Raw genomic sequence first — 25,374 nt, 5'->3', positions numbered from 1 at the left:
GGGGGTACAGCGGCGAGCATGCCCTCCTCATCAAGTCTCCCGTACCCCCTGGGCGTCTCGCGTCTGTCGAACGACGGTGCCAACCTTGCCGTCTACTCCGAAACCGCGGACTCGGTGTCCGTGGTCGTCCTGAACGACGACGGAACAGAGCGCAGTACAACGCCGTTGACGCTTCGCACCGGTCATGTCTTCCACGACCTCGTTCCCGATGTGACGCCGGGCGCCCGCTACGGACTGCGGGTCGACGGCCCGTGGGATCCCGCCTCGGGCCTGCGGCACAATGCGGCGAAGCTGCTGCTCGATCCGTATGCCACCGCTGTCACCGGTCAGGTCGACTGGAACGAATCGGTGTTCAGCCACCTGCACGCCGAGCCGGAGACCCGCAACGACGAGGACTCGGCTCCGTACATGCCGTATTCCGTTGCGGTGCAATCGAATTTCGATTGGTCCGGTGACGAGTCGCCGCGCACACCACTCGATCGCACGGTCGTCTACGAGGTACACGTCAAGGGCTTCACGGCGACCAATCCCGATGTACCCGAGGATATTCGGGGAACGTACGCCGGCTTGGCCCACCCCGCCGCTATTGCGCACTTGAAGCGCATCGGGGTCACGGCAGTGGAGTTGCTGCCGATTCACCAGTTCGTTCAGGATTCGCATCTGCTCGAAGAGGGGCGACGCAACTACTGGGGATACAACTCCATCGGCTTCTTCGCACCGCACAACGAGTACAGCAGCAGCGGCGACACCGGCGGCCAGGTGGACGAGTTCAAGGCACTGGTCAAAGCCATGCACGACAACGACATCGAGGTCATTCTCGACGTCGTCTACAACCACACCGCCGAGGGCAACCATCTCGGACCGACCCTCTCGCTCAAGGGAATCGACAACGGCTCGCACTACCGATTGGTCGACGACGACCGGAGTGCGTACTACGACACCACCGGCACCGGCAACAGTCTCAACGTCGGCCACCCCGCTGCGCTGGCGCTGATCCTGGACTCGCTGCGGTACTGGGTGACGGAAATGCACGTCGACGGCTTCCGGTTCGACCTCGCGAGCACACTGACCCGTCAGGACTCGGACCTGGACGTGCACAGCGCTTTCCTGAGCCTCGTGCATCAGGACCCGACGCTCGCTCCGGTCAAACTCATCGCCGAGCCGTGGGACACCCAGGGCTACCAGGTCGGCGGCTTCCCGGCTCGCTGGTCGGAGTGGAACGGCAAGTTTCGCGACGACGTTCGAGACTTCTGGCGCGGCGAGAGCGGCGCGCTCCCGGCTCTGGCGCAACGCGTCACCGGCAGCCCCGACGTCTACGAGAGCACCCGGCGCCCCACGTTGGCGAGCGTCAACTTCATCACCGCACACGACGGCTTCACGTTGGCGGACCTGAACTCCTACGACGACAAGCACAACGAGGAGAACGGCGAGGACAGTCAGGACGGCGAGTCCGACAACCGCTCGTGGGGTTGCGGTGCCGAGGGACCGACCGACGACGAGGGTGTCAATGCACTGCGCGCTCGTCAGCAGCGCAACCACTTGGCGACGCTGCTGCTGTCGGCCGGAGTGCCGATGATCCTCGGCGGAGACGAGCTGGGCCGGACGCAGAACGGCAACAACAATGCCTACTGCCAGGACAACGAGGTCTCCTGGTTCGACTGGAGCGCAGCCGATCAGGAACTCATCGACTTCACGACGCATCTGATCGCGCTACGTGACGAGCACCCCGCACTGCGTCCCACGTGGTTCCGTCACGACAGCGATTCCGACGAGGAAGGAGCCGGCCCGGACACCGTCGACTTCTACCGCGCGGACGGCGAAAAGCTCTCCGACGACGACTGGACCGACGGCAACGCGCACAGCATTCTGGTTCTCATGCGCGGCGGCGAGGGAGATGCGTCGTTCGCCTGGATGGTGAATGCTTCTCCGTCACCCGTCGAATTCACTCTGCCCGAAGGGCATTGGGCTCAGTCGATCTCGAGCGACCCCGATCAGGCGTACGAGGCGGGCGGTCCGTCGATCCTGATTCGTGAGCACTCGTTCACGTTGCTGCAGGGCTGACCGGTCCATCGTTCGAGAACCTGTTGCCACTCCTCCGATTCGGAGCGTCCGGCCCACGCTATGTAGCCGTCGGGCCGGACGAGGACGGCTGGGCCACCATCGGTGCGACGAGCGATACCTGCTGTCCTGCAGTCTTCCTCACCGATCAAAAGAAAGTCGTGCGCACGGAGCCCGTCGGTGACCGTGCCCTGGTTCAACGGGATCCGTACGGCTCGGGTCCCCACCAGGGCATGTTCACCTCGGGTGCGCGCGTACGAAATCCCCACCCCCGAGAACATGCCCGCGATCTTGCCGACCGCACGTCGCCTACGAAGCACCCGTGCGGACACGATGTTGCGTAGCTTCTGCGCTGCCACCGAGCGCAGCAACAACATGCGGATCGTCGCGCCGCTACTGCGCAGCACCAGCTTTCCCACGGGATGCCGCTCGTCGTGATAGGTGTCGAGGATCTTCTGGTCGGCACCGCCGAGGACGGCTGCCAGCTTCCAGCCGAGGTTCATCGCGTCCTGGATTCCGGTGTTCATGCCCTGTCCCCCGGCAGGCGAATGTACGTGTGCAGCATCGCCGGCCAGGAATACCCGGCCCACTCGGTAGCGCCGGACTTGCCTCTCGTCGCAGGAGAAGCGCGAACTCCATCGCACGACGGTCCAGCCGTAGTCGGTTCCGATCGCACGGCGCACCACGTCACGAAGCCGCGTCTCGTCGACCGATGCAGCTACATCTGCCGTGTCGGTACGGTCGCAGGCAATCACTCGGAACCAGCCGTCGCCGAAGGGCGCAACGAACGCAAAGCAGTCCTTGCCCGCGCCGATGTTGATCAGACCGTTGGGCGGATCGGTCAACCGGACATCCGCGAGCATGATCGACCGCAGCAATTCCTTGCCTGGGAAGTCGAGTCCTATCGACGTGCGGACGATACTGTGCACCCCGTCGGTGCCGGCCGCATACGACGCCGTCCATTCCTGCGCGCTGCCGTCGGCCGCCTTCCCACGCACCACGACTCCGTCGGCGTCCTGTTCGAGGCCCGTTACCGTCACCCCGCGCAGAATCCGCGCACCGGATGCCCGCGCGTACTCCTCGAGTCGAGAGTCCACGTTGGTCTGTGGTGTGACCAGCAGATACGGAAACTGCGACGGTAGTACGCCGAGGTCGAGGGACAGCCCGTTCCAGAGTTTCAATCCCGACGCGTGCGCTCCGGTGTGGAGCAGGTCCTCGGCCAGACCACGACTGTCGAGAACCTCCAGCGTGCGGGCGTGCACTCCGAAAGCTCGCGACAGCGGTGACGGTGCATCGTGTTTCTCGAGCACCGTCACCGAGCGGCCGGCACGCGCGAGTTCCCCCGCCAGCATGCATCCCGCCGGACCTGCACCGACGACGATCACGTCCGAATGGTTCATGACGTACTCCCACTGTGGTCAGCGAATTCCTGGGTCAGCGAATTCTCGGTCAACACCTGTTGACTTCCGACGATAGACCCGTCGAGCGCAGTGGTCAACGGTCGTTGACTTAGGCTGCGGAGATGACCGAACGACAACCTCGATCCGCGACCGCCACCCGGGCTCGCATACTCGACGCAGCCCGCGCACAATTCGCGGCCGACGGCTACGACCGCACCACCATGCGATCCGTCGCCGGCACTGCAGGCGTCGACGCGGCCATGGTCGTCCGGTATTTCGGAACCAAGGAAGCGCTGTTCGCCGAAGCCGCCACATTCGTACTCGATATTCCGGATCTGACCGACATCGCACCCGAGAGAATTGCAGAAGTGTTGATGCCCAGGTTCTTTCAGATCTGGGAGGAGGACGGCACATTCCTTGCCTTGATGCGCGCGGCCGCCACCAACGCCGCCGCAGCCGCGGCGATGCAACAGGTGTTCGCCACGCAGGTAGCGCCTGCCCTGGCCGCCGTCACGGTCGACCGGCACGCCGAACGCGCTGCGCTCGTCGGAACCCAGGTACTCGGCCTGGTATTCGCTCGCTACATCCTCCAGGTGTCGCCACTGGCAGGGATGAGCCACGAGCAGTTGGTCCGGTGGGTAGGGCCGACGCTGCGGCGCTACCTCACCGAACCACTCGACCGATAAGGTCAGCTCACCCCGGCGCGCACGTCCGGTGCCCCGAGTCGGGCCGCATCGGCAGTGTCGTCATCGGGCTGCTGCTGCGAATCCCGTTCTGCCAGAACACGAAGCCGATAGTGCTCGATCTCCTCGGCAACGTGCTGATCGTCCCATCCCAGGATGGGTGCCACCAGCCGGGCCACCTCGTCGGCGGCCGCTTCACCACGATCGGGAACTTCGATGGAGATGCGGGTACGACGCGTCAGAATATCTTCGAGGTGCCGCGCGCCTTCATGACTCGCGGCATAGACGGCCTCGACCTTGAGGTACTCCGGTGCACTCACGAGAGGCTTGCCGAGCTCGGGATCGGCGTCGATGAGATCCAACAACTCACCCATCAGAGTGCCGTACCGACCCAGCAGGTGCTCGACGCGTGAGACGCGCATCCCGGTGCGTTCGGCTGTGAGAGCGCGGGAGTTGAACGCACCCAGGTAGCCGTCGGCACCGACCAACGGGATGTCTTCGGTGACGCACTTCGGCACTGTGCGCTCTAGCCCGTGTACCGCGGAATCGACTGCGTCCTTGGCCATCACGCGGTAGGTGGTGTACTTGCCACCGGCGATGACCGTCAGTCCGCGCACCGGACTGGACACCGCATGCTCGCGCGAAAGGGTGCTGGTGGAATCGGATTCTCCGAACAGCAACGGTCGCAGACCTGCATAGACGCCGACGACGTCGGTCCGGTCCAGCGGATCGGCGAGCAACTTGTTCACATGGCCGAGGATGTAGTCGATGTCGCTCTGGCTCGCGGCCGGGTGAGCCAGATCGAGCTTCCAGTCGGTATCGGTTGTCCCGATGATCCAGTGACTGCCCCACGGGATGACGAACAGCAGACTCTTCTCGGTTCGCGTGATGATGCCGGTGGCACTGTTGATGCGATTGCGCGGCACCACCAGGTGGACACCCTTGGATGCGCGAACCTGGAATTGTCCACGCCCACCGACCATCTGCTGCACCTCGTCGGTCCAGACACCGGCCGCGTTGATGACCTGCTTGGCCCGTACCTCGAAGGAGCGGCCCGTTTCGAGGTCGCTGGCCACGACGCCGACAACCTTGTCGTCCTCCCGAAGGAAGCCGGTGACGCGAGTGCTGTTGGCGCACAACGCGCCGTAGGCCGCTGCGGTACGAGCAAGCATCATCGTGTGCCGCGCATCGTCGACCTGGCCCTCGTAGAACTTCACCGCACCGCGGATCGCCGAACGCTTACCGGACGGGAAGGACTCGAGCGTCTTCTTCTTGCCGAGGTGCTTGTGATGACTCGGCACGCCGCGTCCGGCACCCATGACGTCGTACACGCCGATGCCGAGCCCGACGTAAGGACGGTCGATCACCTTCTCCAGCGGATAGATGAACGGCACCGGGCGAGCGAGGTGCGGGCAGAGCTTGTTCAGTACCAGCGAACGCTCCTTCAGCGCCTCGAACACCAACGCGAAGTTGAACTGCTCGAGGTAGCGCAGACCGCCGTGGAACAGCTTGCTGGAGCGGCTGGACGTGCCGGCCGCGTAGTCCCGCGCTTCGAGCAGGCCCACCTTCAATCCGCGGGTCACCGCGTCCAATGCTGTTCCCGCGCCGACGACGCCGCCGCCGATCACCAGGATGTCCAGCTCTTCCGACTCCATCCTCGCCAGCGCATCCGTGCGCGACTGCGGACTCAAAGCCGTTGTGGTGGAACTCATTCTTCATCAACCCAATCGAGAGTACGTGTTACTGCCTTCTTCCAGCCGGCGTACAGCTTTGCCCGCTGGTCTTCGTCCATGGACGGTGTCCATGTCTTGTCCTCGGCCCAATTCTGACGGATGTCGTCCTCGCTCTCCCAGTACCCGACGGCGAGGCCGGCCGCGTATGCCGCTCCGAGAGCAGTGGTTTCGGCCACGACAGGGCGAACCACATCCACGTTCAAGATGTCGGACTGGAACTGCATCAGCAGTTCGTTGACGACCATTCCGCCGTCGACCTTGAGTACCTCGAGATCGACACCGGAGTCGGCGTTCATCGCCTCGATCACTTCACGCGTCTGGTACGCGGTGGCTTCGAGTACGGCTCGGGCCAGATGCCCCTTGTTGACGAACCGCGTCAATCCCACGATGGCACCGCGGGCATCCGCGCGCCAGTGCGGGGCGAAGAGTCCGGAGAAGGCGGGCACGAAGTACGCGCCGCCGTTGTCGTCCACCGAACGCGCGTCGGTCTCGATGTCCGCGGCGGAGGAGATCATGCCGAGGTTGTCACGCAGCCACTGCACGAGCGAGCCCGTCACAGCGATGGAACCTTCGAGCGCGTACACCGTCGGCTGGTCGCCGATCTTGTAGCAGACCGTGGTCAGCAGTCCGTTTTTGCTCATGACCTTTTCGGTTCCGGTGTTGAGCAGCACGAAATTGCCTGTGCCATAGGTGTTCTTGGCCTCACCGGGAGACAGGCAGGCCTGCCCGAAGGTGGCTGCCTGCTGATCGCCGAGGATGCCGGCGATCGGCACTCCACGGAACGGCCCGCGCTCGCGGCCGGTGCCGTACACCTCGGAGCTGGAGCGGATCTCGGGCATCGTCGACATCGGGATGTCCATGTCCGCGCAGATACTCTCGTCCCACTGCAGGGTGTCGAGATCCATCAGCAGGGTGCGTGACGCGTTGGTCGGATCGGTGTAGTGCAACCCGCCGTCGGTGCCGCCGGTCATGTTCCACAGCACCCAGGTGTCCATGTTGCCGAAACACAGTTCTCCCGCTTCGGCTTTCGCCCGTGCACCGTCGACGTTGTCGAGGATCCACTTGATCTTCGGGCCGGAGAAGTAGGTGGCCAACGGCAGTCCGGTCTTGGCGGTGTACTTGTTGGCGTCGCCGCCGCCCAGCGCAGTGGCGATGCGATCGGTACGGGTGTCCTGCCAGACGATGGCGTTGTAGATAGGCTTGCCCGTCTCGCGTTCCCACACCAGCGCCGTCTCACGCTGGTTGGTGATACCGACTGCGGCGATGTCCTCGCGCGTCAGGTCCGCTGCGGCCATGGCACCGGCCGCGACGGCGCGCACGTTGTCCCAGATCTCCGACGCGTCGTGCTCGACCCAGCCGGCCTGGGGAAAGATCTGCTTGTGTTCCTTCTGATCGACGGCGACGACGGTGCCCGCGTGATCGAAGATCATGCATCGTGACGACGTGGTTCCCTGATCGATCGCGGCGACGTACTTTCCTGCGAACTCGCTCATGGCTTTTCTCCTGTGGTCTGAGTGTCGGCTGGGAGTCGTGATGGCGGCTCGGGCGTCGAACCTTCTTGCTTGCGTAGGTTCTTTCCGATCAGCAGGTCGTACAGGAACACTCCTATCGGTCCGCCTACGAGAGGTCCGACGATCGGGACCCAGAAGTACAGGCCGCCGTATTGATCACGCCACGCTCCACCGTATCCGGTGATGTACGACGCCAGGCGTGGTCCGAAATCTCGGGCCGGATTGATCGCGTATCCGGCGTTGGTGGCCCATGCGAAGCCGATGGCGACGACGATGAGGCCGACGATCAGTGGAGCCATGTTGGCCATCGGTGCGGTGCCGAGCGAATCGGTCACGGCCACGATGAGGAACAGCAGGATCGCGGTGCCGATGATCTGATCGATCAGAGCCGAGGACACACTGACCGGCAGAGTGCCGTTACCGGGAAGCGTCGAGAAGATCGTCTGGGTGGCCGTGGTGTGTCCCGGGTCCACTGCATTGATCATGTCGTTGTAGTTCCAGCGCACCAGCAGCGCGGCCACGAAGGCGCCTGCGGTCTGCGCGAGGATGTACGGCGCAACCATCTTCCAGCTGAATCCGCGGAAGAGTGCGAAGGTGATCGTCACCGCAGGGTTGAGGTGTGCGCCGGTGATGCGACCCGCAACGTAGATGCCGAACATCACGCCCAGCCCCCATGCCCAGGCAATCGAGTCGTGGTCTCCGAGACTTCCCGATTCACCCCCCGAGACGACCTGCGCGACGACGCCGACGCCGAACAGAATGAGAATCATGGTTCCGGCGAACTCGGCAGCCATGTGCGCCGGCAGTCCCCATTCCGGTTCCTTACGAGCCATTGTGTAGCCTCCGCAAAGTTGGTGATGCACGCCACATTGCGTGCTGTTTGCCACGGTAGACGCCCTGCACTGCGTTGCACAGCTGATGCACATATGTGCAATTCGGTCGTACACTGGTGCCGATGACGGACACCGGCATCACTCCCGAATCCGACCTGCGGACCGGCCACGCCACCCAGGCCGCCCGGCTGTACTACTTCCAGGACATGACGATGGCGGCAATCGGCCGTGAGCTGGGAGTCTCTCGTTCGACAGTCTCACGACTGATCACCTTCGCGCGGGCGTCAGGACTGGTGGAAATCAAGATCTCCACCCCGCTCGGGCAGGCACCGCGAATCGAGCGGGCCTTCGCCGATCTGTACGACATCCGTGCACACGTCGTCCCGGTCTCGGAGACGGTGGACGAATTGCAGCGCCTCGATCGCGTCGCGACGTTCGCCGGTCGATTGCTGACATCGTTCTTCGAGTCCGACATGGTGATGGGCGTTGCCTGGGGAACCACAGTCAGCGCCGTCAGCCGCAAGTTGGCACCCAAGAGAACCCACAATTCGACCGTCGTACAACTCAACGGGGCGGCCAACACCCGCACCACCGGGGTCTCCTACGCAACCGACATCATCAGAACCTTCGCCGACGCCTACGGCGCTGTGGCACAGGGTTTTCCGGTTCCCGCATTCTTCGATTACCCCGAGACCCGCCGACACCTGTGGCGTGAACGCAGCATCAAGCGAGTACTCGAGTTGCAGGATCGGATGAACCTGGCCGTGTTCAGCATCGGCGTCATGAGCGGAGCCGTGCCGAGCCACGTGTACAGCGCCGGCTACCTCGAACCCGAGGACGGTGCCGAACTCCGACGTGACGGCGTGGTCGGCGACATCGCCACCGTGTTCCTACGCTCCGACGGCAGTTACGACCGTATCGCGTTGAACGACAGGTCCAGTGGGCCGAGCCTCGACCGACTCAAAGCCGTTCCGCGCCGGGTTGCGATCGTGGCCGGGGAATCCAAACTCGACGCCCTCACCGCGGCCCTTCGCGGTGGTCTGATCACCGATCTGGTGATCGACGACATCAGCGCAGCGAACCTGGTGTTGCGCTCACGAATTTGACATCCGTCCAACCGGACCGGGGAAAAGACCACCCCTTCTGTCGGGCCGCGCATGTATTCGGACGCGAGCACGGGTCAGTCGGGTCGACATATCGAAGTGAGCTGTGTCTCATAATTCGGGCGATGATATGTGCATCTCACAAACCGTCTCGCGGTAGTAAGTGTGACTTGATGTAGCACTAAGGTTCGCGTCATGACTGCTGTTGCCGCACAGACCGTCTCATGACCGGCACCCCCTCGCCGCTGCAGAACCGGCTTCTCGGAATTGCCCTCGTGGTACTCATCGTCGTGTTCGTCGGGTGGAGCGTCACCTCGTACAACAAGACGTTCGAGGACGTCGTGACCGTCTCCCTCGAGACCGACAGCGTGGGCAACGCGCTCCCCCGCAATGCCGATGTCAAGGTGCGCGGCATGATCGTCGGAGAAGTCCGATCGGCGACGACGACAGATGGCGTCGTGACCTCCGAGTTGGCGATCCAGCCGGACATGGCCGAGATGATTCCGTCGAACGCCACCGCACGGCTTCTCCCGAAGACGCTGTTCGGCGAGCGGTACGTATCGCTGATACTCCCGGACGGCGCACCGGCCTCGCCGATCGGTGAGGGCACTGTCCTGAAGCAGGATCGCAGCGGCAATGCCATCGAGGTGGGACAGCTGCTCGACGGCCTGTTGCCGTTGCTCCAGGCCGTGCCGCCGCAGGACCTGTCGAACACACTCGGTGCGTTGGCGCAGGGTCTGAGCGGTCGCGGCGAGGAACTCGGCCTCACCATCGACCGCCTGGAGAACATCTTCGCCGGGCTCAACACCGAACTCCCTGCGATCCAGCAGGACCTGCGTGGTCTCGCGGACTTCTCGCAGACCTACTCCGATGCGGCTCCCGAGTTGATCAATGCTCTGGACAATCTGCGGACCACCGGCAACACCGTCGTCGAGAAGCGCCCGGCCCTCGAGACGCTCTATGCCTCGGTCACCTCGGCCGCAGGCACGACCGCAGATTTCCTCGACGCCAACTCCGCCGACGTCATCGGACTGGCCGCCAATTCGCGCGAGGCGCTCGAGGTGTTCGCCGAATTCTCCCCCGCTCTCGGCTGCACCGTCTCACAGTTCGCCGAGGGTGCCAGGCGCGGCAAGATCCTGCTCGGCGACGGTGACGAGTATCCCGGCATCAACGTGTCGATGCCCTTGGTCAATCCGAAGGGGCGTTACCTGCCCAACCAGGACGAACCGAGGCTGTTCGAGCAGACCCGAGGCCCGAGCTGCTACTCGTCCCTCGATCGCTATGCCGGCGAGTACTTCCCCCAGTATCCGGGCGGTTCACCCAACGACGGCTCGTACCAGGTGCCGACGAGGAACCCCGGCGAGCAGAACGTTCCCGTCCTCCCGGCACCACAGCTCTCCCCCGTACCCGCCTCGTACGCAGGCTCGGTCACCGAGCAGCAGACCTTGGCCGTCATCTACGGCGGGGCCACCGGAATCGAGCCCGATGCAGTGCCGTCCTGGACGATGACGGTCGGAGCTCCCGCCCTCAGAGGAACGCAGGTCACCTTTCAGTAGTCCCTACTGATTGAATGGTGCGCAACCCCGTCGACGAGCGCGGCGGGTAACGATTCAGGAGTACATATGTCTGCCGATACGAACGCCGGGTTCTCGATTCAATCCAGCAACGATGGCCGAGTAGCCGTCATTGCGGTGTCCGGCGAACTCGATATCACCACCGCACCGGCTCTCGCCACCGCCATCCAAGCGCAGATCGAGTCCACGCCCTCGGCCTTGATCATCGATCTGTCCGCCGTCTCGTTCCTGGCCTCGGCCGCGATGACCGTGCTGGCGACGACGCAGAAAGATCACGGAGAGACGGTGGCATTCTCGGTCGTCGCCGACGGACCGACCACCAGCCGTCCGATCAAGCTGATGGGCCTGGACCAGGAATTCGCACTGCACGCCGACCTGGCGTCAGCGCGCGCTGCTCTCGACTGACGAGACTCCCAATGCCATGACGGCCGCGTCGTCGACCAGACCGTCGCCGAAGCTGTTCAGCAGTTTCCGCAAGTGGTCGATCAGGACGGCCGGCGCTGCGGGAGCATGCTCGGTTGCGAAATCCAGCAGTGCGCCTTCGTCGTCGTAACGGCCTGTGCCCACCCGAGCCTCGGTGAGGCCGTCCGTGTAGAGCATCAGGGTGTCGCCGGCATCCAGCGTCACCGTGGCCGAGACGAAGCGCGCGTTGCGCAGTATTCCCACCAGCTGCCCGCCGGTCATGAATACGTAGTGCGCGCTGCCATCGGCCCGAATCACCAACGGCGGCGGATGGCCACCACTGGCCATGCACACCTCGAATCCCTCTGCCGAACGGCTCAGAACACCGAACACCGCCGTACAGAACTGCGCGTTGTTCTCGCGAAATTCTTGACGCAGAACCGAATCCAGGTTGTGCAGCACTGCCACCGGATCGTGGTCGTATACCGCGGCCGCACGCAACGTGTACCGCGTCAGCGAGGTGACGGCTGCAGCCGACGCGCCTTTTCCGCACACGTCGCCGAGGAAGAATCCCCACCGGTCGTCCGAGAGCGGAAACAGATCGTAGAAATCGCCGCCCACCTCGTCGCTCGATGCCGCGTGGTAATGAGCAGCCGCGGTCATTCCCGACGGCGGTAGCAGACTCGGCGGCAACAGCGACCGCTGCAGTGTTTTCGCGAGCAGTTCTGCCCGCGTGCGGGATTCGAGCAGTTCACGCTCGTAGGTGCGGCGATCTCGGGCATCGAGCGCAGTGATACGGATCAGCACCGGCGTGCCGGACTCGTCGGTCTTGACGTTCGCGGTCATGAAGACGGGCAACCGACGACGATCCGACGTCACGAAGTCCAACGCGATGCCGTCGAGCTGGCCGTACATCCGCAGGATGGGGCCGAAGTGCGTCTCGTAGTGAATGCGTCCACCACCGGTGAGCAGCTCGGTGAAGTCCGTACCGATCAACGCGTCGACGTCGAAACCGAGCCAACCCGCCAGCGTCGTGTTGAGTCTGGCGATCCGCATATCGGGATAGACCGACAGGTAGCCGCACGGCGCGTTCTCGTAGAGATCCTCGATGTCGAGTTCGTTGATCACGACGATCTCACGAAGGTCGCAATCGCCTCGGCGGTCTGCTCCGGTTCGGTGACGTGCGGGCAGTGGCCGCTCGCGTCGAGAGTCTTCAGGGTGCTGCCCGCAATGTGTTCGTGAACGTACCTGCCGACCTGAGGCGGGGCCAGCGAATCTCTGGCGCAGTCGACGATCATCGTGGGCAGGGTGACCCCGGCCAGATCAGCGCGATTATCGGACAGGAACGTAGTGCGGGCGAACACCCGTGCGCACTCGGGATCGGTTCGGCAGAAGCTCGCGGTCCACATGTTCTCCAGATCGGGTCGATCCGGCGCATTCACCACGATCGGTGCCATCGATGCGGACCAGCCGAGATAGTTGCTGTCCAACGACTCGAGCAACTCGTCGATGTCCTCACGGCTGAACCCGCCACGGTAATCACCGTCGTCGATATAGCGCGGAGACGGCGTCAGGAGAAAGAGCTTGGAAAACCGGTCGGGAGCCGCCTGGACCGCAAGAACGCCCATCATCGACGCCACCGAGTGACCGACGAACGTGACGTCGCGGAGGTCGAGTTCTTCGACGATCTCGACGATGTCCCGGGCGTAGGCGTCCAACGGCACGTACTTCTCGGCATCCCAGGCGGCCGGGTCCGACGCGCCCGACCCGACGTGATCGAAGAGCACGACCGAGAAGTTCGCCGCCAGGATATCGGTCACCGAACGCCACAGCGTCTGGTCGCAGCCGAACCCGTGAGCCAGCATCACCACGGGACCGTCGGCGGCCCCGACGACCCTGACGTTGTTCCTGGTTCGTGCGTTCACCCGCACAGTCTGTCATCTGTCGCCGACAGCGGGGAGTGAGACTGCTCCGACCGGGTATCGCATATACCTACAGAAACGAGATTCATCATGCGAGTACTGGTCACCGGCGCAACCGGATACATCGGGTCTCGGCTGATCCCCGTGCTTCTCGAGCAGGGCCACGAGGTCCACGCAGCGATGCGTGACCCCGCGAAGAAGTCGCGCTTCGCATGGGGTGCCCAGGTCACCGCCGTGCATTTCGACCTCGACGAGCACGAGACCTTCGACACCGCGACGGCAGATGTCGACGCTGTCGTCTACCTCGTGCACTCGATGGACGAGGGAGACTTCGTCGAGAAAGATCGCCACGCGGCACAGTCCATGGCCGCCGCAGCCGAACGCAACGGCCTACAACGGATCGTCTACCTCTCCGGTCTCATCCCCGACGACGACACGCCGTTGTCGGATCATCTGCGCTCACGACTACAGGTCGAGGAAACGTTCCTCGACAGCTCCGTCGATGCCACCGTGCTGCGCGCGGCCATCATCCTCGGCTCCGGATCGACGTCCTTCGAGTTGGTTCGACGTATGACCGAGCGGCTGCCGCTCACTCCGATACCGACGTGGATGCGCAGGCAGGTCCAGCCCATTGCCGTCGGCGATGTGGTTGCCATCATCGCTCGCGCCCTGGGCGACACCGCCCGTCCCGGTTCCTTCGACATCGGGGGCACCGAAACGATGAGCTACCCGGAACTGCTGCAGGCGTACGGCAGCGTCGCCGGTCTGCGTCGCGCCCAGATTCCGGTCCCGCTGCTGCCGACAGGATTGGTGGGCCGCGCCGTCGCGATCATCACCGGCATGCCCCCTGGCACGGTGATCTCGTTGGTGGACAGCCTCACTCACGACATGGTGGTACGTCGAGGCAACGCCGCAACGCAGGTGTTCGCCGATCCGGATACGACGCCGATGAGAGTCCGAGAAGCCTTGCAGCGTTCCATCACCGTGGTGGCCGACGAAGGTACCGACGCCCACGCCGATCCCCAGGCTGCCGCCGACACCGATCCCGATTGGGCCGGTGGCGTCGTCGATATCGTCGATGGGCAGGTGCGGCAACGGCCGTCGGGAATTTTCGGAAAGGCCCAGCTGGGAGCGACCCGCTAGTCGAGGGCTTCGTAGCGATGAGCCCAGGGCGCTGCACGTTCGATCTGGCCGGCGAGTTGAACGAGCAGCGCCTCGCCGCCGAGCGGCGCGGTGAAGTGCGCGCCCATCGGGAGACCGTCGGGAGTCCAGTGCACGGGCATCGAGAGCGCCGGACGCCCGGTGACGTTCGCCAACTGGGTGTACGGAATCCACGAGATGTTGTCGTCGATCATCTGATCGACGATGCCCGTGTATTTCAGAACCCCGGCAGTTCTGCTGCGCAACAACAACTCCGACGCGAGCTGCAGCGGCTTCGCGAGCTCGAATGCGCCGATCTTCGGGGGTAGCTCGGCAAGGGTGGGCGTCAGCAGCAGGTCGTACGTCTCGAAGTAGGTGGCCAGTGCCCGAACGTGAACGTGGCGGCCCTCCACCGCCTCGAGGTAGTCCACGCCGCTGGCCGATCGTCCCAGCGCGGCCGTGATTCGGGTATCACGCTCGAATTTGTCGTCGCCGCATCCGGTTCTGCGTTTGGTCTCGTCCATTTCCCAGGCCAGGTAGGTGAACCACGCCAGCAAAAATTCACGATTGAGAGCTGCATCGTCGAACGGTGGGGCGTCGAGCAGTTCGACGGTATGCCCCAGGTCGGTCAACGTCTTCGCCGCGTGTTCCATCGCGGCGACAGCCTGCGGGTCCGGCGCTGGATTCACCGACGTGGCCGCGTACATACCGATGCGTAAAGGCTTGGGATCTTGGTTCGTTCGTGACAGGAAAGTGCCATCCGGCCGGGCAGGCGAGTAGCCCGACGTCGCTTCGCCGCCTGCCAACACGTCGAGCATCGCGGCGGTGTCTCGTACAGATCGGGACACGACACCATGCACTGCTGCCCCGTGCATCGCCTCACCGAACGTGGGACCCGACGGCACCAGTCCGCGGCCCGGCTTGAGTCCGACCAGCCCGCAGCACGCCGCCGGAATACGAATCGACCCGCCGCCGTCGTTCGCTCCTGCCACCGGGACAATGCCGGCAGCGACCGCTGCGGCCGATCCACCCGACGAACCACCTGGAGTTCGGCTGCGGTCCCACGGATTTCGAGCCGGGCCGAAAACTGCAGGCTCGGTGATCCCCTTCGCACCGAATTCCGGGGTGTTGGTCTTTCCGAAGATGACGAGGCCGGCATCGAGCCAGCGCTGCACCACCGTGGAATGCTCGGGCATCGGCAGGTCCGTCAACGAACGGGATCCACTCGACGTGGGTAACCCGGCGTAGTCCTGCGAGAGATCCTTGATCAGAAACGGCACTCCTGCGAACGGGCCTTCGAGCGTTCCGGTCAGCTGCTCGTCGGCTTGCTCCCGCATGGGACGTACGATCGCGTTGAGAGCGGGGTTCACCGACTTCGCTTGCGCCGATGCACAATCGAGTAGCTCACGGGGCGTGACCTCGCCGTTGGCCACCAGCTCTGCCAGCCCGAGCCCGTCGTACTTCCGATACTCGTCGATACGCATACCGGCCACAGTAACCGAGAACACCTGCGCCGCGACTGCGAATTCAGTGTCGGGAGTTGGACCCCGGAAGCGGTCGCAGCGCTCCCATCACGAGCAGCGAACATGCGAGAAGACCCGCGACGACGAGCAACGCGTGGAGCACATCACCATGACCGCCGAGGAAACCGATCAGGGGCGGGCCGCCCAGGAAGGCGAAGTATCCGATGGAGGCCACCACACTCACGCGCGCGGCTGCGGCAGCGGGCTCGTCGGCCGCTGCGCTCATGGCAACGGGGAACCCGAGCGAGACGCCCGATCCCCACAGGAATGCGCCCAGAAAAGCCAGCGGCACAACCGGACTGAATACGAACAGCAGCACTCCGACCACCGAGACGGCTGCCAATCCTCGGAGTACGACGACTCGACCGTAGCGATCGAGCAATCCGTTACCGAACCACCGCACAGCGGTCATGGCGACCAGAAACGTGGTGAAGGCGAGGGTTCCAGCCACGGCCGACGCATCGTATCCGTCGATCAATGCGATGTTGAGCCAATCGTTTCCGCTGCCCTCGGCAAATGCGAAGGACAAGGCAACAACGCCGATCAGCAGGGTGCGTGGCTCCTTCCACCGCGCGAGGGCATGCGGCCGCGAGGCGTCGGCCGCCGGCTGTTCGGGTTCGGCATCGGATTCGTTCAGGAAGCTGCGCACTCCCCACGGAATGGTGCAGGCGATCACGGCTGCGACCGTCAGCAGATGCACCGTGACCGAGATGTTCAGCGCCACCATCGCAGTCCCGATCAGGGCTCCCACCACAGTGCCGGCGCTGAAACCCGCGTGGAACCGCGGCATGATCGAGCGCCCGAGCCGACGTTCGGCCACAGCACCGTGGACGTTCATGGCGACATCCCATGCACCGTTGGCGAATCCGAGCACGAACAGTCCGATGAGCAACGGCACTACACCCACGAGATAGCCGGTGGCGATGATCGTCAGACCGGCCGCGAGAACGAGGGACATCACGGTGACCGTGAGCCGAGACTCGAAGCGGTTGATGATGATTCCGGACATCGGCAGCGCGAGCAGGGATCCGACTGCGATGGCGAGCAACACGATTCCGAGTTGAGATGAGGTGAGTTCGAGGCGATCGCGCACCTGCGGGATCCGAGAAGCCCAACTGGCGAAGGCGAAGCCGGCCCCGATGAACGCGATATAGGTCGCCCGCACCGCCACGTCCGTGCGCGCCGAGGCGGCGTCGATATCAGACACTGTGAATTACCCTGTTCTCTCGCTGTTCTTCAAGGGTAACGAACGACAGGGTCGATGCTGCGGTGGCCGCCGAACTCGAAGTTGTGGATGAATTCCGGGCGGATCCCGTCCACAACTTCGAGTTGGGCACCGCCCTCACACCGCAGAAATGTCCGACGGGTGCTGGGCCAGCGGGCTCACGTCGATGCTCATGTACGGGAACAGCGGTAGATTCCACAGGATCTCGTGGAGCCGCTCGTTGTCGCGCACGTCGAAGATGCTGAGGTTGGAGTACTGGCCGACGATGCGCCAGATACTCACCCATTCACCGTCGCGCTGCAGCTGCTGCGAGTACGCCTTCTCTCGTGCGAGAGTGTCGGTTCGTACGTCCGCGGCGAGATCCTGCGGCAGCGCGACATCCATTTTCACTGCAAAGAGCATGCCCTTCAAGCCTTGTCGAGGACGAAGTCGTACGTCACTTCTTGGCCACCGTCGACGTCCCTTGGGTCCAGGATCAGCTCCGGCTTGACGGCGTTGGCGACGTCGTCGTCGTTGTGCGCGTCACCGGGGAAGTAGAGCTGAGTGGTGACCTGCTGGTAGCCGTCGGCCGCGACCTTGAGGTGCAGGTGCGCCGGGCGCCACGGGTGCCAGCCGGCTGCTGAGATGAGATTGCCGCAGGCACCGTCGGTCGGGATCTGATACGGCGCAGGCTTCATGGTGTGAATCCAGAACTGGCCCTGATCGTCCGTGGTCACCGTGCCGCGCAGATTCCACTCGGGGATCCCGGGTGCGAACTGCGAGTAGAAGCCATCGGCGTCGGCATGCCAGATCTCGATGACCGAGTGCGCGAGCGGCGTACCGTCCACCGCCCTCACCTGACCCTGGAACAGCAGCGGGGTGCCGAGCTCACCGTCGCGGGTGGGCAGGATCGCGGCCGAACCCAACTCGGGTGCACCCGGAACGTAGTACGGGCCTTCGATGGTGCCCTTGCTTCCCTCGCGTGATTCGCCGGCAACTTCTTCGACGACGTGCTCCACCCAGACGTCGAGGAAGAGCGGCCACTCTCCGGTCTGACCGACGTTGATCAGCCACGCCTTGAGGGCGTTGTACTCGTCGTAGGTGACCTTGTGCTCACGGATGGTGTCGTGGACAGCAGACAGCACCTGGCGGGCGAGCAGACTGACTCGCTCGGGTGGGGTGTTCGCCGCCGCCTGCTTGTCGGAGGTGAAACGCTCGGTGGCGTTCGCACCCGACGCGGCAGCTGTTGCCACCTCGCCGGACAGGTGGTTCGTCTCTACGTGGTCGACACTCATGTCTACTCCTTGCGGTGAAGTTGAATTGCTGGGCTGAAAATCATTGGTCGGTGCGGTATTTCGCGAGCTTGTCCGGATCGACGCGAACACCGAGTCCCGAGCCGGGTAGGACGCTGAGCGTGCCGTCCCGAATCTCGAGTTTCTCGGTCAGCAGGTCGTCGCTCATGTCGAGGAAGTTGGACAGCTCGCCTGCTCGACGCGACGTCAGGTCGAACGCCGCGCCGAAGGCAACGGTGCAGGCCGTGCCGAGCTGTCCGTCGATTTGGTTCCCCATCACCACGTCGATGCCGAGGCCCTCACACAGATGGTGGGTCCGCTGCGACGTCGTGAATCCGGTGCGCGCAGTCTTGATGCTGACCGCGGTTGCGGAACCACCGAGAATCTCGCGGGTGACCTCGGCCGGGGTGGTCGCGGATTCGTCTGCCACGAAGGGGATGTCGAGTTGTTGGACGAGCCAGCGGCGGCCGAGGACGTCGTCGGCTGGGCACAGTTCCTCTGCGAGAGTCAATCCGAGGTCGGACATTTCTTTCATCGCTCGCGCAGATTCGGCGGCGGTCCAACCTCGATTACCGTCCACGTAGAGTTCGACACTATCGCCCAGTCCTTCACGGAGAGCGCGTACGACTGCTGTGTCGAGGCCGACGGGCCGACGGCCGACCTTGACCTTGAAGACCTCGATTCCGTATGTCTCTCGCATCCTGGTTGCTTCGTCGACCATCGCAGCCGGGGTGTCGAACCCGAGCATGTGGCTCACTCGCATCCGGTCGGTGAATCCGCCGAGCAATTCGGTGACGGGGAGGTCGAGGGTCTGACCGAGGGCATCCCAGATCGCCATGTCCACTGCCGACTTGGCCACCGGATTGCCCACGGTACGAGCCAGTTTCGCGTGCACCACCTCACGCTCGACGAGGGTGAGACCGACGATCGCCGGAGCGAAGATGGTCTCGATCACCGCAGCCACTCCCCGCTGCGTCTCGCCGTAGGTGAACGGCCGGGGAGGAGCGTCTGCGATACCGACGACGCCGTCGTCGGTATGTACCCGAACGAGTACGTGCTCGGCGGCAGAGACCTCACCGCTGGCGAACTTCAGCGGCTTGCGGTACGGGATCGAGTACGGGATCGCCTCGACTGCAACAATTTTCATGACATGCCCTTCGGCTGTGCAGACGGTACGGATGGTTCCAGACGAGGGAGCACGCCCGCGTCCTCCAGAGCGCCGACAAGGGCATCGACGAGGGCCGACGGCCGGTCTCGGCACCAGGCCAACGCCAGATCGATGGTGCTCGCGCCGGCGATGCCGCGGAACACGACGCCGTTCAACTGCAGAGCGCGGACGGATTCGGGAACCAACGCAACGCCCAACCCGGCTGCGACGAGCGCCAGCAACACCGAGGTGTCCGGGGCCTCGTGTTCGCGCCTGGGGCTGAAGCCCGCGGCGCGACAGCTCGTCACAACGGCTTCGTTGACCACCGAATGCGTGTCGGCGTACATGACGAAGTCCTCGTACGCGAGATCGGCGACGTCGAGCGCCGGTTCGGTGGAGAAACGATGATCGACGGGCAATGCGAGCACCAACGATTCCGTGGTGATCGTCCGCAACACCAGATCGTCGCCGGCAACAGGGGGCCGCAGCACCGCAACGTCCAGATGTTCCGAGCGCAGACCGTCCACCTGAGCAGGGGTGAGCAGGTCCCCGTGGATCTCCAACGCAATTCCGGGCAGTCGCTGCTTGATCGCACGCGCGATCGGCGGCAGTTGATCGAAGGCCGCAGTACCAGTGAAGCCGATGCGTACCAGTCCGTATCGGCCGTCGGCGATCCTTCGTACTCCCCGCGCACTCTGCTCCAGGTTGTCCAGGTTGCGCAGCGTCTCTCGATAGAAGAACTCCCCCGCCGGAGTCAGGCTCACCTGACGGGTCGTCCTGGCCAGCAGCGTCACACCCAGCTCGGCCTCCAACTGGCGAACCGATTGCGACAACGCCGGCTGAGCCAGGTGCAGCCGCGTAGCGGCCTGCCCGAAGTGCCGAGTCTCGGCCACGGCCACGAAGTGGTAGAGGTGCCGAAGTTCCATGAACGAGCCTCTCGGTACGTGGTGGGGTGACCCTGACCACAGTAGGGATGTAATCCATCGTTGACAAAGACCTATTTTGCGTCGATTGATAAGTGACAGCTATCAATATTCACCCAGGTCGGGCCTAGGCAAAGCCCTGGTGTGACGGCGGCCACTCCCTGACACAGTCGCTTGTAATCGAACTCGAAGCGCCTGGAGGAACCCGATATGACCGACATGCTGGATCACGTACAGAACACGATCGACGGAGCGGTGATCGACGATGTCGCGGCGGGCATCTACCGCGCCAACCGCAGCATCTTCACCGACGAGGAGGTCTTCGAGCTCGAGATGAAGCACATCTTCGAGGGCAATTGGATCTATCTCGCCCACGAAAGTCAGCTCCCGAACAACGGCGATTACTTCACGGTGCACATGGGTCGGCAGCCCGTTGTCATCACCCGCGACAAGGACGGCGAGCTGCATTGCCTCATCAACGCGTGCGCGCACCGCGGGGCGATGCTGTGCCGACGCAAGACGGACAACCGCACCACGCTCACCTGCCCCTTCCACGGCTGGACGTTCCGTAACGACGGCACGCTGCTCAAGGTCAAAGATCCCGACGGCGCCGGCTACCCCGACACATTCGACGTCGACGGATCGCACAACCTCACCAAGGTCCCCCGATTCGAGAGCTACCGCGGTTTCCTCTTCGCGAGCCTGAACGACGACGTCTCGACCCTGGCCGAGCATCTCGGTGACACGACGAAGGTCATCGACATGCTCGTCGACCAGTCTCCCGAGGGCCTCGAAGTTCTGCGCGGATCCTCGTCGTACACCTTCGACGGAAACTGGAAAGTGCAGGCGGAGAACGGGGCCGACGGCTATCACGTCAGCGCCGTGCACTGGAACTACGCCGCGACCACCTCACGCCGCAACAACGGCGAATCCAAGAACACCACCAAGGCGCTCGACGCCGGCGGCTGGGGCAAGTCCGGGGGCGGCTACTGGTCCTACCCCAACGGCCATCTCTGCCTGTGGACCTGGGCGGCCAACCCCCAGGATCGCCCACTGTGGGACCAGATGGACTCACTGAAGGAGAAGTTCGGCGACGCCAAGGGCGAATTCATGGTGAAGGGTTCGCGCAACCTGTGCCTGTACCCGAACGTCTACCTGATGGATCAGTTCAGCACGCAGATCCGGCACTTCCGGCCGATCGCGCCCAACAAGACCGAGGTCACCATCTACTGCATCGCACCCAAGGGCGAGAGCAAAGAGGCTCGCGCACATAGGATCCGGCAGTACGAGGACTTCTTCAACGCCTCCGGCATGGCGACACCCGACGACCTGGAGGAGTTCCGCTCGTGCCAGCTGACGTTCCAGGCGACCAATGCGCCGTGGAACGACATGAGCCGCGGCGCGGAGCACTGGCTCACCGGACCGGATCCGGTGGCCGAGGCACTCGACATGCCCGGTGTCATCTCGGCTGGTGTCAAGAACGAAGACGAGGGCCTGTTCCCCGTCCAACACGGCTACTGGCGCAAGACACTGCTCGCTGCCCTCGACAAGCAGCGCGTAGCCGACTCCGCACCCGCTGCAGCACAGGAGGTCTGACATGACTGCCACCGTCGACAACACCGATAGCCGGCAGACCGCCCCGTCGCGCCTGATCACCCAGTCATCCATCGAGCAGTTCCTCTACCGCGAAGCGCGCTAACTCGACGATCGCGAGTTCGAGAAGTGGCTCACGTGCTACGCAGACGACGTCGAGTACTGGATGCCCTGCTGGGACGACAACGACCTGCTCACCGAGGATCCCCAGACCGATATCTCACTGATCTACTACGAGAACAAGGGTGGGCTGGAGGATCGCGTGTTCCGCATCAGGACCGAACGGTCCAGTGCCACGTCGATACCCGAACCGCGGACCAGTCACAACATCAGCAACGTCGAGGTCATCGAGCGTCGGGGAGATATCGTCGACGTCCGATTCAACTGGCACACCATGTATTTTCGGTACAAGACCATCGATCCGTATTACGGAACCTCGTTCTACACGATCGACTTCTCCGGCGACTCGCCACTCATCCGGCGCAAGACCGTGGTGCTGAAGAACGACTACATCCACCACGTCGTCGACATCTATCACTTCTGATCGACCTGCCGTCATCCCGAGGAGTTCCATCGTGAGTCATTCCGTCGCACTGTCCTTCGAGGACGGCGTCACCCGCTTCATCACCTGCGAGGACGAGCAGACCGTCGCCGACGCCGCGTACCGCTCGCGGATCAACATCCCTCTCGATTGCCGAGACGGCGCGTGCGGAACCTGCAAGGCTCTGTGCGAGTCGGGTGAGTACGACGGCGGTACCTACCTCGACGACGCGCTGTCGCAGTCGGAATCGGAGGAGGGCTACTGTCTGCCCTGCAGCATGAAGCCCACCTCCGATCTGGTGCTGCAGATCGCGAGCACGTCGGCGGTCGCGAAAACCCAAGCGGCGACACACGACACGGTCGTGACCGCCGTGGAGAAACTCTCCCCCACCACGGTCAGGCTCGCCGTCGAGGCACCGGCGGGTGGCACGCTCGCCTTTCTCCCCGGCCAGTACGTCAACATCACCGTCCCCGGCTCCGACGAAACCCGGTCGTACTCCTTCAGCTGCGTCTCCGGATCGGACGAGTTGGAATTCCTGGTCAAACTCACCCCGGGCGGGTTGATGTCCACCTACCTGAGCGACACGGCGGCCGTCGGCGACAAGATCTCGTTCACCGGCCCACACGGCAGCTTCTTTCTGCGCGAGGCTCAGCGACCTGCGCTACTACTGGCGGGCGGAACCGGATTGGCTCCGATCCTCTCGATCCTGCGCACCTTGGCCGGCGAATCCAGCACTCGTCCTGTGCATCTCGTGTATGGCGCCAGTACCGACGACGACGTCGTCCAGCTGGACGAGCTCGCCGGCCTGGCCTCGACATTGGATGGATTCACGTGGGATCACTGCGTTTCGGACCCCTCGACCACCGCTGCGAACAAGGGGTACGTCACTGCCCTGTTGACCGACGCTCATCTCCACGGCGGCGATGTCGCGGTCTACCTGTGTGGTCCGCCTCCCATGGTGGAGGCCGTCCGAACGCATTTCAGCGAGGCCGGCATCGAACCGACGGGCTTCTATTACGAGAAGTTCGCGCCGTCCTCGGCAGCTGCGAAGGAAAGCATCGGCGACGAAAACGATTCGGTTGCAGCGGCTCTGGTGGACGACGAGCCGACGCCGGTCCACGAACAGGCGGAAGCGACGATCGAAGCAGCTGACGCACCCGCGAACCCCACAGACGATGACGTCGAGCCCGCCCTGGACGGCAGGAACATCTTCGGTCGAGCCGTGTTCGGCAGTCGCGTAGCGGAGCCTCTGTACTCGCACGGCGCGAGCTTCTCGGACTCCGAGGAAGCAGACACCATGCGCGCGATCGCGGGGCAGCGCGTTACGGTCGCCGGATCGGCCGCCGACCGGACCGGGTTGGACGACAGCTCCGATCTTCCCCTTACTCCGGAGGCACACTCCGTTGCAGCACAGCGTATCTGGCCTTCGCGGGATATCCAGCCGCTCGTCGCGCGCAGTCCCGAACCTGCCCCGGCATCGAGTTCGGGGTACGAGATCGGCGAGGAGCATCCATCGGTACACGAGTCGGACGCTGTGTTCGAGGCCAGGCGCGCCCTCGAACTCGGTGCCCTCGAACTCGTGATCGGCCGACTGTCCTCGCAGCAGATCTCCGGATACCGACTGTTGGCCGAGACCACCACTCGCTACGTCGACGGTGACCGATTCGTCGATGCCGCCGCGTACACCGAGACCAATGCCGCTTTCCACGACTACCTCTTCACCCAAACAGGCAACGAGCATCTGCTGCAGGCCTATCGGGCTCTCGGCGTCAAGGCCGCAATGGAGGACGTACTGCGCAACGCGACGTGGTGCGATCCGCTCTGCGCACAGGATCACCTCGACATAGTCGACGCGTTCGAGGCCGGAGACCGTGAGCGTGCAAGGACGTTGATCGCCGATCACGCCGACCGTTCGAAGGCGACGATGAAACGCGCCATGCACGAATCCCGGGCGAACAAAGCACCGAAGTTCCTCAGCCCGGGTCGATTCGCAGGCAAGGTCGTGCTGATCACCGGCGCGGCCCAGGGCATCGGAGAATTCGTGGCCCGACGGATCGGAGCCGAAGGCGGAGCACTGATTCTGGCCGACCGGTCCGAGTTGGTCGAATCCCTCACCGAGGAATTTCGGCAAGACGGTGTCGAGGCCACCCCAGTGATCGCCGACCTCGAAACCTGGGAGGGCGCTTCATCGGTGGTGGACGCCGCACTCACCGCACACGGACGCGTCGACGTATCCATTCACGTCGTCGGCGGCACCATCTGGGCCAAACCGTACGCCGAGTACCCGCCGGAGCAGATCGAGAAGGAAATCTCCCGGTCACTGTTCCCGACGCTGTGGTCCTGCCGCGCCGTGATCCCGCACATGATCGAACGCGGCGGCGGCACCATCGTCAACGTCTCCTCGGTCGCAACCCGCGGCATCCACCGGGTTCCCTACGCAGCTGCGAAGGGGGGCGTCAACGCCATCACGGCAACTCTGGCCCTCGAGGCAGCACCGCACGGCGTTCGGGTGGTTGCCACAGCCCCCGGCGGTACCGACGCACCACCGCGACGCGTCGCTCGTGGACCCGCACCCTCGACGGAGCAGGAGAAGAACTGGTACCAGGCCATCGTCGACCAGACCGTGGACTCCTCGTTGCTCAAACGCTACGGAACACTCGACGAGCAAGCCGCAGCGATCTGCTTCCTCGCCTCCGACGAGGCGTCGTACATCACCGGTACCGTGCTCCCGGTCGCCGGCGGCGACCCGGGCTGAGTCATGACCGTGTTGGTTCGATCGCCGGACGCACTCG

20 protein-coding genes and 1 pseudogene are annotated in these 25,374 nt (G+C 64.0%); 9 read left to right on the top strand and 12 right to left on the bottom strand.

What is annotated here, in order from left to right; genetic code table 11:
* Nucleotides 1-18: 18 nt before the first annotated feature.
* The gene (glgX, locus tag ACQR3T_RS12590; RefSeq protein ID WP_428693629.1) at nt 19-2,061 is read left to right on the top strand and encodes a glycogen debranching protein GlgX; all 2,043 of its coding nucleotides are present in this window, start codon (nt 19-21) and stop codon (nt 2,059-2,061) included.
* Here glgX and ACQR3T_RS12585 read toward each other — a convergent pair.
* On the bottom strand, nt 1,992-3,458 hold the full coding sequence (locus tag ACQR3T_RS12585) for an FAD-dependent oxidoreductase (RefSeq protein WP_428693628.1): 1,467 nt from the start codon (nt 3,456-3,458) through the stop codon (nt 1,992-1,994). The genes glgX and ACQR3T_RS12585 overlap by 70 nt on opposite strands.
* Nucleotides 3,459-3,580: 122 nt before the next feature.
* Between ACQR3T_RS12585 and ACQR3T_RS12580 the strand changes: the two genes are divergently transcribed.
* On the top strand, nt 3,581-4,144 hold the full coding sequence (locus tag ACQR3T_RS12580) for a TetR family transcriptional regulator (protein ID WP_032379868.1): 564 nt from the start codon (nt 3,581-3,583) through the stop codon (nt 4,142-4,144).
* 2 nt (nt 4,145-4,146) lie between these two features.
* On the opposite strand, the gene ACQR3T_RS12575 is transcribed toward ACQR3T_RS12580, so the two are convergent.
* Genes ACQR3T_RS12575 through ACQR3T_RS12565 form a run of 3 tightly spaced genes read right to left on the bottom strand, consistent with a single transcriptional unit; the run spans nt 4,147 to nt 8,218 of the window.
* Nucleotides 4,147-5,853: a glycerol-3-phosphate dehydrogenase/oxidase gene (locus ACQR3T_RS12575; RefSeq protein WP_032379867.1), complete on the bottom strand. Its 1,707-nt coding sequence runs from the start codon at nt 5,851-5,853 to the stop codon at nt 4,147-4,149.
* The gene (gene glpK, locus ACQR3T_RS12570) at nt 5,850-7,367 is read right to left on the bottom strand and encodes a glycerol kinase GlpK (RefSeq protein WP_428693627.1); all 1,518 of its coding nucleotides are present in this window, start codon (nt 7,365-7,367) and stop codon (nt 5,850-5,852) included. The genes ACQR3T_RS12575 and glpK overlap by 4 nt, the downstream gene beginning before the upstream one ends.
* A complete protein-coding gene (locus tag ACQR3T_RS12565) occupies nt 7,364-8,218 on the bottom strand; it encodes an MIP/aquaporin family protein (RefSeq protein WP_032379865.1) in 855 nt (284 codons plus the stop codon). The genes glpK and ACQR3T_RS12565 overlap by 4 nt, the downstream gene beginning before the upstream one ends.
* 122 nt (nt 8,219-8,340) lie before the next feature.
* Between ACQR3T_RS12565 and ACQR3T_RS12560 the strand changes: the two genes are divergently transcribed.
* From ACQR3T_RS12560 to ACQR3T_RS12550, 3 genes are all read left to right on the top strand, one after another.
* The gene (locus ACQR3T_RS12560; protein ID WP_155293394.1) at nt 8,341-9,324 is read left to right on the top strand and encodes a sugar-binding transcriptional regulator; all 984 of its coding nucleotides are present in this window, start codon (nt 8,341-8,343) and stop codon (nt 9,322-9,324) included.
* 221 nt (nt 9,325-9,545) lie between these two features.
* On the top strand, nt 9,546-10,877 hold the full coding sequence (locus ACQR3T_RS12555; protein WP_428693626.1) for an MCE family protein: 1,332 nt from the start codon (nt 9,546-9,548) through the stop codon (nt 10,875-10,877).
* Between the two features lie 66 nt (nt 10,878-10,943).
* The gene (locus ACQR3T_RS12550; protein ID WP_032377651.1) at nt 10,944-11,300 is read left to right on the top strand and encodes an STAS domain-containing protein; all 357 of its coding nucleotides are present in this window, start codon (nt 10,944-10,946) and stop codon (nt 11,298-11,300) included.
* Here the strand turns inward: ACQR3T_RS12550 and ACQR3T_RS12545 are convergent.
* A complete protein-coding gene (locus tag ACQR3T_RS12545) occupies nt 11,277-12,425 on the bottom strand; it encodes a PP2C family protein-serine/threonine phosphatase (protein WP_080730513.1) in 1,149 nt (382 codons plus the stop codon). The two genes, ACQR3T_RS12550 and ACQR3T_RS12545, sit on opposite strands and share 24 nt — an antisense overlap.
* Nucleotides 12,422-13,222 carry an alpha/beta fold hydrolase gene (locus ACQR3T_RS12540; RefSeq protein WP_428693625.1) on the bottom strand — a complete coding sequence of 267 codons (801 nt, stop codon included), beginning with the start codon at nt 13,220-13,222 and terminating at the stop codon, nt 12,422-12,424. Before ACQR3T_RS12540 ends, ACQR3T_RS12545 begins: the two co-directional genes overlap by 4 nt.
* Before the next feature lie 87 nt (nt 13,223-13,309).
* Here ACQR3T_RS12540 and ACQR3T_RS12535 point away from each other — a divergent pair, with 87 nt between their 5' ends.
* The gene (locus tag ACQR3T_RS12535) at nt 13,310-14,362 is read left to right on the top strand and encodes an NAD(P)H-binding protein (RefSeq protein ID WP_428693624.1); all 1,053 of its coding nucleotides are present in this window, start codon (nt 13,310-13,312) and stop codon (nt 14,360-14,362) included.
* Here ACQR3T_RS12535 and ACQR3T_RS12530 read toward each other — a convergent pair.
* The 6 genes from ACQR3T_RS12530 to ACQR3T_RS12505 form a co-directional block, all read right to left on the bottom strand.
* Nucleotides 14,359-15,843, bottom strand: a complete 1,485-nt coding sequence (locus ACQR3T_RS12530; RefSeq protein ID WP_428693623.1) for an amidase — start codon at nt 15,841-15,843, stop codon at nt 14,359-14,361. The two genes, ACQR3T_RS12535 and ACQR3T_RS12530, sit on opposite strands and share 4 nt — an antisense overlap.
* A gap of 43 nt (nt 15,844-15,886) precedes the next feature.
* Nucleotides 15,887-17,089 carry an MFS transporter gene (locus tag ACQR3T_RS12525; protein ID WP_428693622.1) on the bottom strand — a complete coding sequence of 401 codons (1,203 nt, stop codon included), beginning with the start codon at nt 17,087-17,089 and terminating at the stop codon, nt 15,887-15,889.
* Between the two features lie 135 nt (nt 17,090-17,224).
* Nucleotides 17,225-17,509: a muconolactone Delta-isomerase gene (gene catC / locus ACQR3T_RS12520; protein ID WP_428693621.1), complete on the bottom strand. Its 285-nt coding sequence runs from the start codon at nt 17,507-17,509 to the stop codon at nt 17,225-17,227.
* A gap of 5 nt (nt 17,510-17,514) precedes the next feature.
* Entirely contained in the window at nt 17,515-18,381 is an 867-nt protein-coding gene (gene catA / locus ACQR3T_RS12515; protein ID WP_428693620.1) for a catechol 1,2-dioxygenase, read from the bottom strand.
* Nucleotides 18,382-18,421: 40 nt separating this feature from the next.
* A complete protein-coding gene (locus ACQR3T_RS12510) occupies nt 18,422-19,525 on the bottom strand; it encodes a mandelate racemase/muconate lactonizing enzyme family protein (RefSeq protein ID WP_428693619.1) in 1,104 nt (367 codons plus the stop codon).
* Entirely contained in the window at nt 19,522-20,451 is a 930-nt protein-coding gene (locus tag ACQR3T_RS12505; RefSeq protein WP_428693618.1) for a LysR family transcriptional regulator, read from the bottom strand. The genes ACQR3T_RS12510 and ACQR3T_RS12505 overlap by 4 nt, the downstream gene beginning before the upstream one ends.
* A gap of 207 nt (nt 20,452-20,658) precedes the next feature.
* Between ACQR3T_RS12505 and benA the strand changes: the two genes are divergently transcribed.
* The 3 genes and pseudogenes from benA to benC all read left to right on the top strand — a co-directional run bounded on the left by benA (nt 20,659) and on the right by benC (nt 25,337).
* The gene (benA, locus tag ACQR3T_RS12500) at nt 20,659-22,044 is read left to right on the top strand and encodes a benzoate 1,2-dioxygenase large subunit (RefSeq protein ID WP_428693617.1); all 1,386 of its coding nucleotides are present in this window, start codon (nt 20,659-20,661) and stop codon (nt 22,042-22,044) included.
* A gap of 1 nt (nt 22,045) precedes the next feature.
* A pseudogene (gene benB / locus ACQR3T_RS12495) lies at nt 22,046-22,585 on the top strand (benzoate 1,2-dioxygenase small subunit).
* A gap of 31 nt (nt 22,586-22,616) precedes the next feature.
* Nucleotides 22,617-25,337 carry a benzoate 1,2-dioxygenase electron transfer component BenC gene (gene benC, locus ACQR3T_RS12490; RefSeq protein WP_428693616.1) on the top strand — a complete coding sequence of 907 codons (2,721 nt, stop codon included), beginning with the start codon at nt 22,617-22,619 and terminating at the stop codon, nt 25,335-25,337.
* Nucleotides 25,338-25,374: the final 37 nt, after the last annotated feature.

It is taken from the genome of Rhodococcus sp. IEGM1428 (assembly GCF_050321865.1).
Classification (GTDB): domain Bacteria; phylum Actinomycetota; class Actinomycetes; order Mycobacteriales; family Mycobacteriaceae; genus Rhodococcoides.
The sequence above is the reverse complement of the archived record's forward strand: the minus strand, read 5'-3'. Positions and strand labels throughout refer to the sequence as shown.

Coding starts and splice junctions, on each gene's coding strand:
- glgX (WP_428693629.1), top strand. CDS start 19: ATGCCCTCCTCATCAAGTCTCCCGTACCCCCTGGGCGTCTCGCGTCTG.
- ACQR3T_RS12585 (WP_428693628.1), bottom strand. CDS start 3,458: ATGAACCATTCGGACGTGATCGTCGTCGGTGCAGGTCCGGCGGGATGC.
- ACQR3T_RS12580 (WP_032379868.1), top strand. CDS start 3,581: ATGACCGAACGACAACCTCGATCCGCGACCGCCACCCGGGCTCGCATA.
- ACQR3T_RS12575 (WP_032379867.1), bottom strand. CDS start 5,853: ATGAGTTCCACCACAACGGCTTTGAGTCCGCAGTCGCGCACGGATGCG.
- glpK (WP_428693627.1), bottom strand. CDS start 7,367: ATGAGCGAGTTCGCAGGAAAGTACGTCGCCGCGATCGATCAGGGAACC.
- ACQR3T_RS12565 (WP_032379865.1), bottom strand. CDS start 8,218: ATGGCTCGTAAGGAACCGGAATGGGGACTGCCGGCGCACATGGCTGCC.
- ACQR3T_RS12560 (WP_155293394.1), top strand. CDS start 8,341: ATGACGGACACCGGCATCACTCCCGAATCCGACCTGCGGACCGGCCAC.
- ACQR3T_RS12555 (WP_428693626.1), top strand. CDS start 9,546: ATGACCGGCACCCCCTCGCCGCTGCAGAACCGGCTTCTCGGAATTGCC.
- ACQR3T_RS12550 (WP_032377651.1), top strand. CDS start 10,944: ATGTCTGCCGATACGAACGCCGGGTTCTCGATTCAATCCAGCAACGAT.
- ACQR3T_RS12535 (WP_428693624.1), top strand. CDS start 13,310: ATGCGAGTACTGGTCACCGGCGCAACCGGATACATCGGGTCTCGGCTG.
- ACQR3T_RS12530 (WP_428693623.1), bottom strand. CDS start 15,843: ATGCGTATCGACGAGTATCGGAAGTACGACGGGCTCGGGCTGGCAGAG.
- catC (WP_428693621.1), bottom strand. CDS start 17,509: ATGCTCTTTGCAGTGAAAATGGATGTCGCGCTGCCGCAGGATCTCGCC.
- catA (WP_428693620.1), bottom strand. CDS start 18,381: ATGAGTGTCGACCACGTAGAGACGAACCACCTGTCCGGCGAGGTGGCA.
- ACQR3T_RS12510 (WP_428693619.1), bottom strand. CDS start 19,525: ATGAAAATTGTTGCAGTCGAGGCGATCCCGTACTCGATCCCGTACCGC.
- ACQR3T_RS12505 (WP_428693618.1), bottom strand. CDS start 20,451: ATGGAACTTCGGCACCTCTACCACTTCGTGGCCGTGGCCGAGACTCGG.
- benA (WP_428693617.1), top strand. CDS start 20,659: ATGACCGACATGCTGGATCACGTACAGAACACGATCGACGGAGCGGTG.